9 protein-coding genes are annotated in these 13,257 nt (G+C 44.4%); all 9 read right to left on the bottom strand.

Annotated elements, in window-relative coordinates; all coding sequences use genetic code 11:
* Nucleotides 1–17: 17 nt before the first annotated feature.
* On the bottom strand, nt 18–1,013 hold the full coding sequence (locus MAF46_RS00045) for an NAD(P)H-dependent glycerol-3-phosphate dehydrogenase (protein ID WP_060785704.1): 996 nt from the start codon (nt 1,011–1,013) through the stop codon (nt 18–20).
* Nucleotides 1,014–1,344: 331 nt separating this feature from the next.
* Nucleotides 1,345–2,226: a lysophospholipid acyltransferase family protein gene (locus MAF46_RS00040; protein WP_060785706.1), complete on the bottom strand. Its 882-nt coding sequence runs from the start codon at nt 2,224–2,226 to the stop codon at nt 1,345–1,347.
* A gap of 711 nt (nt 2,227–2,937) precedes the next feature.
* Nucleotides 2,938–3,819, bottom strand: coding sequence for an anchored repeat-type ABC transporter permease subunit (locus MAF46_RS00035; RefSeq protein ID WP_004129803.1), 882 nt, complete (start codon nt 3,817–3,819; stop codon nt 2,938–2,940).
* A complete protein-coding gene (locus tag MAF46_RS00030; RefSeq protein WP_004133001.1) occupies nt 3,819–4,640 on the bottom strand; it encodes an anchored repeat-type ABC transporter ATP-binding subunit in 822 nt (273 codons plus the stop codon). The genes MAF46_RS00035 and MAF46_RS00030 overlap by 1 nt, the downstream gene beginning before the upstream one ends.
* 54 nt (nt 4,641–4,694) lie before the next feature.
* Nucleotides 4,695–6,524, bottom strand: coding sequence for an anchored repeat ABC transporter, substrate-binding protein (locus tag MAF46_RS00025; protein WP_060785457.1), 1,830 nt, complete (start codon nt 6,522–6,524; stop codon nt 4,695–4,697).
* An 18-nt stretch (nt 6,525–6,542) separates the two neighbouring features.
* A complete protein-coding gene (locus tag MAF46_RS00020) occupies nt 6,543–8,714 on the bottom strand; it encodes a choice-of-anchor M domain-containing protein (protein WP_172534976.1) in 2,172 nt (723 codons plus the stop codon).
* A gap of 13 nt (nt 8,715–8,727) precedes the next feature.
* Complete coding sequence (locus MAF46_RS00015; RefSeq protein WP_020759288.1) at nt 8,728–9,927, bottom strand: TIGR03773 family transporter-associated surface protein; 1,200 nt, start codon at nt 9,925–9,927, stop codon at nt 8,728–8,730.
* Nucleotides 9,928–9,961: 34 nt separating this feature from the next.
* Nucleotides 9,962–12,280, bottom strand: coding sequence for a choice-of-anchor M domain-containing protein (locus MAF46_RS00010; RefSeq protein WP_060785458.1), 2,319 nt, complete (start codon nt 12,278–12,280; stop codon nt 9,962–9,964).
* 231 nt (nt 12,281–12,511) lie between these two features.
* Complete coding sequence (locus MAF46_RS00005) at nt 12,512–13,066, bottom strand: cysteine hydrolase family protein (protein ID WP_060785459.1); 555 nt, start codon at nt 13,064–13,066, stop codon at nt 12,512–12,514.
* Between the last annotated feature and the right edge of the window lie 191 nt (nt 13,067–13,257).

Below are 13,257 nucleotides of genomic sequence, written 5' to 3'. Positions count from 1 at the left end.
ACAGCTTTCGCGCTTCACTACTCTTCGCAAACATCGTTATCAAAAAGCATTGCAAGCATCTCTTGGCAAGAGATTCCTTCTTCCAGCACGCGAGCCATTGCGCTTGCAAGCGGAGTTTCAACACCCAAACGCTTGCCCATTGCCACAACAGCGCTAGTAGTTGGAACGCCTTCCGCAACGCCATTACTCACAGCAGTTGCTTCTTCAACGCTCATGCCTTTACCAAGATTGGATCCAAAAGTGTAGTTGCGGCTTAGAGGAGATCCGCAAGTTGCAACTAAATCGCCAAAGCCTGCAAGTCCTGCAAAAGTGCGAGAATCCGCGCCTTCCGCAACGCCCAATGCCGTCAACTCTGCAAGACCGCGCGTTTCAATCATCGCAGCCGTATTTTCGCCAAAGCCCGCTCCTCGAGCCATGCCAACTGCGAGCGCAACCACGTTTTTAAGCGATCCGCACATTTCTACGCCAATCACATCTGTTGAAACAAACGCCTTAAAGTAGCTATTTGAGCAAGCTTTTGCAACCACTTCGGCATTTGCGCGATTCTCGCACGCCACAACCGCCGCCGCATGCTGCCTTAGCGCCACTTCTTTGCTTAAGTTTGGCCCAGATAGCGCTGCAAAACGGTTACGCGGCAAGTTCAAAGCTTCGCACACAACCTCGTCCATGCGCTTGCCTGTTGTGCGCTCAATGCCTTTCATAAGCGAAACAACAATCGCATTTTGCGGAATCTTGCCAGCAAATTCTTCTAGCGCAACGCGCGCAAACTGTGCTGCAATCGCAACTACTACAATATCTGCGTTTGCTACAGCTTCTGCGCGATCTCCCGTAGCTGTAATGTTTTCTGGCAAACGCTCTACGATTGGCAGCCTAACTTCGTTGCGGTGATTGCTACGAATGCCTTCAACAATTTGCGGCTCTATAGCCCACATTGTCACTTGATTTCCCGCGTCTGCAAGCACCTGCCCAAACGCAGTACCCCAAGCTCCAGCACCCAACACCGTAACGTTCATGTTTACGCCTAGCCTTTCGATTTATGAGTTTGTAAACTACTTTGGTCGTAAGCCATTTGTAGCGATTTACAACTAGTCAAGTTATAGTCAACTTGTCAACTCGTAGCAAACTTGGTTAATTTGTAGTCAACTTAGTCAACTTTTAATCACACTATTACATAATTCTACACAGTGCGCTTTACGGGCATTTTGTGAAGACTTTATTAGTGATTTGTTAGTGATTTATTAGTGATTTGCTTACGATTTTCTAATGATTTATCACTGATTTATCAACGATTTGCTAACGATTTATCAACGATTTATCGCTTATCGAATCGCAAATTTACAATCGCTATTCTTTCACTCTTTCCATAAGCTTGTAATCGAAGTATCCTCCTGGCGATTTTTCGCCGCGAATCTCTTCCATAATTTCCGTCATGCGCACGCGTACGCGACGAGCCAATTCGGCAGCAGATTCCATAGGCGGCAAATCACCCCAATTTTCCATATCTTTTAGAAGATCCGAATAATCAAGACGCGCATCGTAGCACATTACAACGTTTTTCTTTGGCCACGGCCACCAATGATTAATGCTTGCAGCACCCCATGTAACAGCGCAAAATAGCGGAATTTGATGTCCAAGCCTGCGCGATGCTTCGAGCGCAATAATGCCAATTCCTGGCTTCATGCTCATAGGCCATTTTTGAGGGTCGCGCGTAACTGTTCCTTCTGGCCATACGCTAAGCGGCCTGCCGTTTGTTAGGATTTTAATCGATTCTTCTTCGATTTCGCGCGCTTTTCCACTTCTGCGCGGAACTGGTTGCATGCCAACAAGCTGGAACCATTTTCCCATGATTGGCCAATTCGCAAGCTCTGCTTTTGCCATGTATCGCGGACGGCGGCCTTGGTGGAATAGAGACGTCATTGGCACAAAAACGTCGAACATTGTAACGTGCGTGCAAGCGGTTATAAACACGCCTTCTTCTGGCACATTCTCTAATCCCCACGCGCGCACTTTACAACGAGATCTAAGCACGCGAGACGTTCCTTCAAGCAGCCGTTCGGTTGCCTTTGGATTTTGCGCGTTGATTTCTGCCGTATTTGGCGTACGCGCTCCCGTTGGGTAGTAATAAGTAGGGTCAACTAACTTGTGTGCGCGCGCTAAGCGTTCTACTTGCTCATCGCTGAGCGGCTTAACTGCGCTTCTAGGCGAAGGTTTTCCTTTAGATACCATACGTCTATTGTGCCGCAAACTATAAACCGCAAAATCTTCCATAAGCACACTACATGATTACGCCAGGTGCTGTAGAGATTCGAGATTTTTCGCAGCGGATGAAGCGTTTCGTTCGCGCGGTCTAAGCGCGCGAACGTCTTCGCCGCACGTAAAGTCCACTGGACTTTACGTTTGAGCGGCTCAGCGAATCGAAGTGCATTCGCGCGCTACGCTTTAAGCGCTCATGCAAGTCGATTCGCAGTCCTCCGATGGTGATTCGCTGAAGCAGCAAGAAAAATCGAGAATCTCGGTGATAAAAGCCACGCAAAAGTCCTAGATATCCAGAAGGTTTGATGTATTTCTCTACGAGCAATAAATAGCGCCGTACTAAAACCTAAAACCTTAGAATATTAACGTTCATAAACTATACGCAAAAGTGTTTCGTTCGCGCGGTCTAAGCGCGCGAACGTCTTCACCGCACGTAAAGTCCACTGGACTTTACGTTTGAGCGGCTCAGCGCGCCAAATTGCCTTCTCGCGCTACGCTCTAAGCTCGAAGGCAGGTTGGCGCGCCTGCGAGGAGAGAAATACTCAAACCTCGCGCAACAGCAAATAGAGAAAATCGCTCGCGCGGATTAGCCGCGCTCACGTCTTCGCCGCGCAGAAGCAATGCTTCTGCCTTGAGCGGCTCAGCGCTTTGAAGGAGCTTGAAATGCATTATGCAATTTCAAGCTCAGTCAAATCGTGCAACAACTGATCGTAGTTTTGGCACAATCCTCGCTACCAACCCGTGTTTAGGCGAGCACACCCACGCTAGAACAAACATAAAAGTCGCAACCAAAACGATTGTTCCGCCAGTGGCAGTGTCTAAACTCCAAGACAAGTACATTCCAAGAATCGAAGAAGCGCACCCAATAGCAGGCGCTAAAATCATCATCTTTCCAAGTCGGTCAGTAAGCAATCGCGCAGTCGCCGCAGGCGTAATCAAAAGCGCTAAAACAAGCACGTTTCCAATTATTTGCACAGATACCACTACAGCAATCGCAACTAAAACGTATAGCATTCCATCCAACCACGCTACTGGCAACCCCATTGCGCGGCTTGTTTCGCGGTCCATCGAAACGCATACTAGCTCTTTGTGGAACATCATTAAAAGCGTTACGATTATTAGCCCTGTTATTGCTACTACAGCAATGTCGGAGTCTGGGATTCCTGTAATGGAGCCAAATAGGAACGATTCCAGGGATCCTGCATAGCCCGAAGCTTTTGATATTACTACGATTCCAAGCGCAAAGGCAGACACAAAAAATACGCCTATAAACGAGTCTTCGCGAAGCCTGCGATTTTGGCTAAATATTGATACGATTAGCGCGGTTGCAACTCCTGCTAGCGCGCCGCCAAATAGCAAGTTTCCTTGCAAAACAAACGCGATTGCGAGTCCTGGGAACACGGAGTGCGCTACTGCGTCTCCAATAAACGCCATTCCGCGCAGCACTACGTAGCATCCTACAACTCCGCATATTACGCTAGAAAGGCACGCCACTATAAGCGCTTTTAGTAAGAACCAAAGGTCTGGGTTTGTAAGGTCTTGTATAAAGTCGATTGGAGATAGCATTATTTTTCTGCCCCGCTTTCATGCGCCATAACGCGCTCTACAGCTTTGATTAGTGGATTTTGCGCATCCACATGGAATGTTTGCACCCATTGATTTGCGTTTAACGATTCTGGAGCGCCGTCTCCTACTATGCTTCCGTCAAAAAGCATGATTCTAGAACACGAGTTTATAGATCCGATTATGTCGTGCGAGCTCATCAAAATCGCTTCTCCCGACTTTGCTAAATCCAAAAAAAGACTCGTAAGCAGCTCTTGAGTAGGCATGTCTAAGCCTGTAAATGGCTCATCTAAAAGAAGCAATCGCGGCTGCCCAGCAAGAGCACGCGCAACAAGTACGCGCTGCCTTTGACCGCCCGAAAGCTCGCCGATTGTGCGATCCCTAAAATCCGCCATTCCTGTGCGCTCAAGAGAAGCGAGTGCTATCTCGTAGTCCTCTGTTTTTGCATGACGAACGTAGCCAATATGACGAATGCGGCCCATCATTACTACGTCTAGTACAGAAAGTGGGAAATCCCACGCAATATCGTGGCGTTGTGGCACGTAACCAACGTTGTTTACTCGCGAATTAATCAAAGATTCATCGCTTTTACTAGCGTGTACTTCCAGCTTTCCAGAATGCGGTATTAGCCCCATAATCGCGCGGAAAAGCGTTGTTTTCCCAGCTCCATTTGCGCCAAGAAGCCCCACAAATTCGCCACTTTTAATCGTAAACGAAACGTCTTTTACAACAGTGCGGCTGCCGTAACTTACGCTTAAGTTTTGCGCATTTATAACAGTATTCGCGTCCATATTCGCATCCATATTTCCCTCATCAATACTCATCGCTTAAATCTCACTTAAATCCAACTTAAATCTCACTCAAATCCACCATCAATCTCACTTCAAACACTTTGCCAAAGAATCCGCATTCGCGCGCATCATATCCGCATAAGTTCGCACTTTAGAATCGAAAGCGTCTCCATAAATCGGGCAAACTTTTACGTGCGCTTGTGCCGCAAGCTCTTTAAGTACAGACGAACGCGAGATCAAATTCGGCTCCAAAAACACAGCTGGAATCTCTAAATCGCGCAAAATCTGCTGCAATCTACGCCTATCTTGCACGCTCGGCTCACTCGAAGGATTAATCGTTACAAATCCTGCAATGTTCACTCCGTAAGCTTTACCCAAGTACGCAAAAGCGTCGTGCGTTGTAACCAAATTGCGCTTCTCTTTTGGTATTGACGCCACTTTTTTCCGCATATACGCGTCTACATCTAGCAACTTGTTAATGTATCGGTCCGCATTTTCGCGATATTTACGAGCATTTTTAGCGTCCACTTCGCAAAGGCGATCTGCGATTGTGCGCACGTATGCTATGCCATTTTTTACGGATTGCCACAAATGCGGGTCAATGTCTCCGTGAACATGCTTTCCTAAAACTGCTTGCGGCAGCTGATAAATCTTCTGCCTTGCAGCTCCCAAAAACCTGTATCCCTGCTCGGCTGGTATCTCTTTTAGCGCGTTAGTTGGCACTTCTACAACAACATCTTGCGGCTTGTAATACACGCGTTTTGGCGCAGCGGAGCGCTTTTCTTGCAAAGTATCTACGCGGTACACAAATCCGCGTTTTGCTAAGTCGTAAGCTAAATCTGCATGACCTTTGTTCAGCACTACGCTAGCTCCACGCTTTTTGGCTATTTTTTGCGCGTTTACGCCTACAGCAAATCGCATTTTGGTGTTTCCAAGGCTAGAAACTACCTCGTTTTGCGCGTTTAGCATGTCGGCGTGCAAGTCAAGCGTGTATTCGCCTGGCTTGCTAAACGCCCAGCTTAAATGCGTGTGTGCGTCTGCTGGCAAGTCTACGTGGTCGTTTGCGCTTATTCCGTTTGCGCTGTTAAAGTATGTTTCTACGCTTCCAAAAGTGCCAGTCAAATATGCAAATAGCGCGCCTGGTCCGCTTACTTTCATTGCTGTTAAACGTATTCTGTCGGAGCGCTTCATGTTGTATGCGTTTGGCTTTATTACAGTTGCGCGACCTTCTTTTGTTGCGGTAGATGGCGCGTTTGATTGCAAAGATTGACCTGACTTTTCTAGTTGGCTAGCTTGTTTTGAATTTGTTTTTGTTTTATTGAGATTGTTTAGCGAAGCTAGTCCACCAGCCGCCGCCGAGGGCGATTCTTCCGCACGCTTTTGCGTATTTTCACTTGTAGCGCCTTGCGCGCTATGCGCTTCCTCGCTCGGCTGCGCAGCCATGCGTTCTGTAGCAAGCCCTAGCCAAATCGTGTCTAAAGACACGTCTTCTATCATCGGAATAATATCTGCCGCGTGCTTAACACTTTCTTCCGCAAGTTGCACATTTGGCACACCTTTTCGCAAATTCGCATCTAAAGCTGTAATTACGCCGTGTTCTTCCAGCATCATGTAGTTGCTAAAAGCTACATCCGCGTACACAACATCTCTAATTGAGCGCAAACGCGGCTCGTACGAATGTGGATCCGCGTTGTCTGGCACAATCGCGCTCACATTTGCCGCGTCTCCTGCAACGTTCGCAACCATATCTCGCAAAACGCCTGTAGTTGTAACTACATTAATGCGACCATCGCGATGTACTGCACGATTCCCATTAGCACTACCACAAGCAGAAAGCGGCAAAATAAGCGCAACGGCTGCAATTGCAGCAAGCGAAGAGAACAAAGTTTGCTTTACTTTTTTGGGCTTACGAATCACCCTTACACACTCCTACTACTAATAGCGCAACAACCAGTTGAAGCTAACAAGTCCACGCTTGTGTAGATACCAAATTCCTGCACCCAAAACGCCAAGCACAGCAATAATTCCACCAGCAAGAAGCGAATAAGCAAGTGAAGGATTTCGCTTAAATAATCCTGTTACACCTTTTGCTTCAGACTTCACAACATCGTCATTATCGTTCAACTTCTGTCGGTACAAACTTTTAGCAAGTCTCTTGTTACTAATTTTTGAAACAAGACCTTTATGCTTTTTAGCTTTTCTTGGCAATTGTTTTCCAGAGTGTGAATTATTTGATCCAAAACCACGACCACCAACAAAAGAATTTCCACCACCAACGGCACCTATTCCATGGCCGCCATTATTTCCGCCGGAACGAGGCAAATTAGCAGGTTTTGGTGGATTATAAGGTGCAGAAGGATCAACCTTTTTGCCTTGTGTATCCTTTCTTTCATTACCTTCGCCGCCGTCAGCATACCCCATTGGTGTTTCTTGTGGATCTACACCGACAGCAACATGAATATTGCGAGTTACTGTAGAATTCCCGTCAGAAGCTTGGAATTGCAATGTGTAATATCCCGGTTCGTCGAAATCCCAATTCGCATGAGCATGCGTATTTGCAGGTATCGTATAATCTGTTGCTCCTTGAGTGGAGAAAATCTCTTGATCTCCACCGCCCAAGCCGCCAAACATCCAGACACGTACATTTCCAGGACCTTCAACTCCTGTTAGGCTCAATTGAGTTGGCTTATGCGGATTCATAGACTGATTATTCCAACCCATCCATGGCACACCATCAATTTGTGTTTGCGGTATACGATACACGCCGTTAGTTTTACCAGCATCACCAACTGCGAATACAACTGTATCCGGGTCTCTAAAGACGTGGCTTCCTGTCACATCTTCTTGCACAGCCATATCAACTTTATTTGAATCGCCAGTATATACAGCAATATCAACGTGACCATGATCTATAACAAGTTTGTCGCCCTTGATGTCTTTGAACTTTGTCACAGCAGATTGCTGACTTTGAGAAACTTGCTTTCCGTTTTTAGCGTTATGTTCCCCATTAATAAGAACACCGTTATTACTTCCAAGAAGTCCTTGTTGTTGCATTTTTGCTCCAGGCCATGGAGTCACATACACAGTGTTGTTGTTACCATTAATGAAGAAAGATCCGTTACTTTGTTGCACATTAATGCTGTGATCCTCACTTTGAGAATCATCATTATCATCTGAATCTTCTTCGTCGTCTTCGCCACCGTCAAAAGATGCGCCATCATAATCAGCAAAATCCCCAGCTGTTACATCATGATTAGTGACGTGGAATGTATAGACTTGCTCAGAACTTTGCTCCTCGTCACCAACGGTAGTAGTAGCCTTCATTTTTAGCTTGTACACACCAGGACGGTTAAAAGACCAATACATGTGCGAATGCTTTCCACTACCACCATCATCAGTAATGTCAACATCTTTCGGCCAGTTTTCAGCAGAGCCGAGCATTTTCTCATAATCGTCACCGCTGCGACTGTACATAAAAACTTCGCCGTTGTGGGGTGCTTCGATACCAGTTAATGACAGTTTGACTGTTGGATTAATTTTTGTAGAACCAGCTCCCTCATATAACGGTCTAGTATCTAAACCAGGCCATAATGCACCAGTATTTCCAGCTCCAGATTGATCAAAGAACCAGACTACACCTTCGCGAGTTGTTGCGTAGATTTCTTTTATTATCGGATCGTTCTCATCTTTGGAAAACTGCATGATATTTTTAGAGCCGACTTCAAAAATAAGTCGATTCGTATCATACCGAGTGCCATTATGATCTTCACTTTCAAACGCATCGCCCAAGGTACCTAATACCATGCGCTTGCTTGTAACATCAAAGAAAGTTGCAAAAACGTCAGTATGACCTTTATACGCGTGGCATATTGTAGCTTTACTATCAGCCGCAGGTTGCGAAGCAGTTTTATCTAAGCGAGCAGCGGCACACGCTTCAAAATTAGCTTTCTTTATTTCGGCAAAATCTTTAGAAGATTTCTTTCCGCTTACAACAGTTGCGTCACTACCATTGTCAGCAAAAGCCGTGGGAGTTCCCATCATCATGCCACACAAGCACACGCCCACCAACAAAGCGCGAGATAATTTCTTTATACTATTACGAACCATTTTCGTCACACCATTATTTCCACTGAGTACCATCAGATTGCATATTGTCTGATTGAGAATATTGAGAATTATTAATTGGTGACATTATTGTCGTTTCTTGATCACTCACTAGATTTGACACAGTATTGTCACCATTTGCATTATTCACAGAATTTGCATTATTTGCATACTGTTGATTAGCTTGTGCAGAAACTCGCTTAGCAAGCGCAAGATTTCGTGCTTTCTTGCTTTTAACTACAGCTATTAGTACAAAAATCACAATAATTACGGCAATAATAGCCACGAAAATACCTACGATTTGAAGAACTAAAGCTGTATCGTCACTTTTTTCAGATACTTTGTGAGAATGCTTATGCTTGTTGTGAAGGAGTTCGTGATGATGATTAGCTTCATCTTTTTCGGATTCATCGTTATCTTCTTCATCTTGACCCTCTTCATCGCCCTCGTTGCCACTTGCTCCAGCAGCACTCGCACCTAAAGCAGCATTAGGATCGGTATTATCTCCAACCGCAAAATTAAGAACACGCGTATCGCTTACTGCGCGTCCATTTTTAAGCTTTCCTGAAAAAGTAAGCTTCACATGATAAATTCCAGGCTTAGAAAACACCCAATTCACGTGAGTATGAGCGTTGGCTTCAATCCAGCTGTTTTGCGGATATCCTTTAGTACTATCCCAAAGTTGCTGTGGATTGTTGTTGCCATTTTCTAAGTAAACATGCAGTTTACCCGGGCCGCTTACTCCTTCAAGAGAAAGGTTTGCACCGCGATCGAGCTCGTTAAGCACGCCACCTTCCTGCGTATTCCAACCAAGCCACGGCACATCAGGATTTTGAGTTTGTGGAATTACGTAAAGCTTGGTTCCAGGCTTTTCGCCAATAAAACTGTAGGCAGCATCATCAGGCATAGGAATTATTGAATTGCTACCTAATTTAAATACCACATTTTCTGGGTCTCGCCACACTGGTTCGTCACCAGTATCATCGCGAATCTTCAATTTCCATTTGCCGTCGATTAGCGTTGGTCCAAAATCAGCATGACCTGCTTGAATCATAACTGGCTGATTGCCTTCATTAGCATAAGCAGTTTCCTGCATTGGATTTGGTACACATAAAGATGCAACCAAAGTTACTAAAGAAAATATGAGTGCAAGCAACGCAGTAGAATATACATGCTTTCGTTTTACTTGCAATGTTTCATTTTGTTTGTAATTCATTATTTAAACTTTCTAGTAATAATACGAATATTATTTACAACAATTTCAATTTAGAACGTATCAATGCTCCGCATGCGCCAGTTATTGTGCATAAGCCGACGCTCGCACCTGAAGCTGCAACCGCAACCCACTTAGTCGAGGAACCATCACCTTTTGTATCATCTGAATCATCTTCATACGCTTCATCAGATTCTTCGTTGTATTGCCTTGCACCTTGCAAAGCATGACGTTCAGTATTCTTAACAAAATCAGAGTTATTGACAGAACTATTTTTAGACTTATTGCCAGAATTATTATCTGTTCTTACGAAATTACGAATAGTCTGTCCACTTTTCTTAGAGCTCTTGTTCTTAGTATGAGTTCCGCCAGAAGTTCGTCGCGATGAATTATGTAACGATGTTCCGCTTGAATTTTCTGTTCTTGTAAAAGAACTAGAACCAGAACTAGCACCATTTTGCGTATTATTTTTAGAATTATTCTTACGATTAGTGCGGTTAGTCTTATTGCGATTCTTCTTTGTGCGCTTGAATTTTCTGTTGGATTTTTTAAAGAAATTAGATTCGAATTGGAATCCACCATTAGAACTAGATCCAAATATTCCCGAATTTGCAGTGCCGCCGAATACACCTTTCAAAAAGTTCTTTCCACCAACAAAATGCTTAGTCTTATTTTTGCGCTTATTACGACGCTTCTCATGGTGCTTTTTCCCGTGAGGGTTCTCATCATCTTCAGAATCAGAACCACTTTGACCATCATCGCCATCATGGTTATGAGAGTGAGGAACACCTTTCATCTCAATAACATAATCGCAAAACTCATCAAACATTTTATTACGGTAAAGTTCACCGTTCTTTAAAACTAAGGAAGGACGAATCGTTGCACCTTGCATTGACGCATCAAGTTTTAGCTCCAACTTGCTGTTCACGGCACCAGGAATGCGCTTAAATTCGCTTTCTCCTTCCTTTTTTATCAACCAAACATAATCTTTAACAATGGAAGTTACTGGACTTGTCGGATCGTCAATTGGCGCACCGGTAACACCGTCGGTTGCAACATGAGGGTTAAGCAATAATGTTTTCGCGTGTAAAGTATCCCCTGGTTTGAAACGCTTATAAGGAGCAATTGCTTTTACTACAGGATGTCCGTCAGCACCGTGATCTTCAACGGCGATGGTTGCAGACGCAGTATCTTTGCCAACTTGCGTTTCACCTTCAGTTGCGTGAGCATACACTTTCATCTTGTTCATTGCAGGCTCAGCTGGAAGCTGCAATCTCTCAGCAAAAAGAGTGGTTCCATACGCGTCAGGACCTTCGTCAGCACGCACATATCTCCACTCAATACGAGCGCCCTTTGGTTTGTTAACTACTTTTAAGTCTAAACCACCATAACCTTCGTATGAATGATAATGCGGATGAGGTCCGGAATCACGAATATTGCCGATGCGCATATCGCCGCCATCGTCTTTATCCGTGTCTTTATGATCTTTGGAAGCTTCGTGCGCTTCTTCATCATCGTCAGGATTAATAAAATCACCGCGACGGTGCAAATCAAGCGTTTCCGTAATGCCAGAAGCAGGTACTTCGCCTGAATATGTATCTTCTACTTCAAAAGTGTATTCTGCAGGTTCGGTTGTGATCTGCTTCTTAGTGTTCTTATTTGTAATAGTTGCTGCTACTTTTAGTTTGTAAACGCCAGGCTGCGTAAATCCCCAGTTTGCATGCACGTGGCCAGCAGTATGTTGGTGAATTACGCCAGGTAGCATAAATCGACTGCCATCAGTATCAGGTTCGTCGTCTAAATCGTTCTCTTCAAACGATAATTTCTTCGAATTTTTACCAGCACCATCGGTAGTCCAAAGCAGAATGCGCCCGTTCATTGGTCCAGTAACTTGCTGAATTGCAATATCTGCTGTTGCGTCATCTGCGTGAGGTGCGCCAACTAAAGTTGCAGCATAACCTGTGTCCCAACCCGGGAAGAGAGGATTTCCTTTTTGATTTCCGGAGCTATCGAGATAGTAGTATTCAGTAGCGAGCGCAGGAAGCTGCGATTTTGTAGTATACGTGTTTTTTGCTACGTGCAAAGTAGTGTTTTCAGGCTTTAAGAAAGTGGCACCGTCTTTTTCGACGGCCATAATGAACTTACCATTGTATTGAATTGGGTAAAATACGTCCGTATGGCCGTGACTTAGCACTTCCTTTTTTGTAGGATCGTATTTTTCACCAGGATTACTATTTTCTAATGCAACTGCCGGTAAAGCTGCACTAAATCCTGATGCGAGCACGGCAATGGCAAGTATTGCAACACTTGCCATTGCAAAAGCACGTTTCACAATATTCCTAATGACCTGAGTCATATTACTATTTCACTCTCTACACTTCATCTTCCCTATTTCGCCTATTCGCGCTCTTCTTTCACGAATGACTATGGAAGACATCTTTACAACGTCTATCAATAATAATAATGATTCTCATTAATAGTCAAGTCGACACTCCGATTAAACAAAAACGCTGGCAGCTCAAAGCAACCAGCGTCGATTATTTAATAATTGATTATTTAATAATTATTTATATTTTTAGCTAAGATCTCAGCCTTCTACAATATCCGCATTAAGGCAAGTCTTAAAATGACGAAGCGCCCACTCGTGACCTTGCGAATCAAAGCTTGCGACTGCATCTTTGTGAACTACGATTTTGAATCCAAGATTATACGCGTCAACAGCAGTGTGAAGCACGCAAATATCCGTGCAAACTCCCACCAAGTGCAGCTCTTCAATGTGACGTTCGCGAAGCTTAATCAGCAAATCCGTGCCATTAAACGACGAGTAGCGAGTTTTATGAATGTAATACACGTTGCTTTTATCTTTATTTGCTTCATAAAAATCGCCAAGAGTGCCATATAGCTTCTGGCCATGAGTTCCTGCAATATTATGAGGTGGGAAAAGCTTAGTTTCAGGATGATACGGGTCATTTAGATGATGCGTATCGATTGCAAAAACCACGAATTCACCAGCATCAAGAAATTCTTGTGATATCTCTGTAATGCGCTTCTCGAGCTTTTGTGCAGGCTCTCCTACTGTAAGCGAGCCGTTATTTGCAACGAAATCATTCGTGTAATCAATGTTAATAAGAGCCTTTTTCATACATACTTCCGTTTAATTGTGTTAAAGCTACACTTACACATTACTCTTTAGACTAACAAGATTCTTTACACTAACATGTTTTGATACAATCGCACTATGGCAGCTTTTCGCTTTTTGTCGCTATAACCCGCAGAATCAGGAACAAAACGCGGAAAACAAAAAAGCGGGGAACAATCAAGTTCCCCGCTAGA

The organism is Gardnerella pickettii, from assembly GCF_029226345.1.
In the GTDB taxonomy this organism is placed as follows: domain Bacteria; phylum Actinomycetota; class Actinomycetes; order Actinomycetales; family Bifidobacteriaceae; genus Bifidobacterium; species Bifidobacterium piotii.
Note: the sequence above shows the minus strand (reverse complement) of the source record. Positions and strands in the feature narration are given on the sequence as shown.

What these genes read in the sequence shown, in the direction of transcription:
- MAF46_RS00045 (WP_060785704.1), bottom strand. Translation starts at nt 1,013, where the DNA reads ATGAACGTTACGGTGTTGGGTGCTGGAGCTTGGGGTACTGCGTTTGGG.
- MAF46_RS00040 (WP_060785706.1), bottom strand. Translation starts at nt 2,226, where the DNA reads ATGGTATCTAAAGGAAAACCTTCGCCTAGAAGCGCAGTTAAGCCGCTC.
- MAF46_RS00035 (WP_004129803.1), bottom strand. Translation starts at nt 3,819, where the DNA reads ATGCTATCTCCAATCGACTTTATACAAGACCTTACAAACCCAGACCTT.
- MAF46_RS00030 (WP_004133001.1), bottom strand. Translation starts at nt 4,640, where the DNA reads ATGAGTATTGATGAGGGAAATATGGATGCGAATATGGACGCGAATACT.
- MAF46_RS00020 (WP_172534976.1), bottom strand. Translation starts at nt 8,714, where the DNA reads ATGGTTCGTAATAGTATAAAGAAATTATCTCGCGCTTTGTTGGTGGGC.
- MAF46_RS00015 (WP_020759288.1), bottom strand. Translation starts at nt 9,927, where the DNA reads ATGAATTACAAACAAAATGAAACATTGCAAGTAAAACGAAAGCATGTA.
- MAF46_RS00010 (WP_060785458.1), bottom strand. Translation starts at nt 12,280, where the DNA reads ATGACTCAGGTCATTAGGAATATTGTGAAACGTGCTTTTGCAATGGCA.
- MAF46_RS00005 (WP_060785459.1), bottom strand. Translation starts at nt 13,066, where the DNA reads ATGAAAAAGGCTCTTATTAACATTGATTACACGAATGATTTCGTTGCA.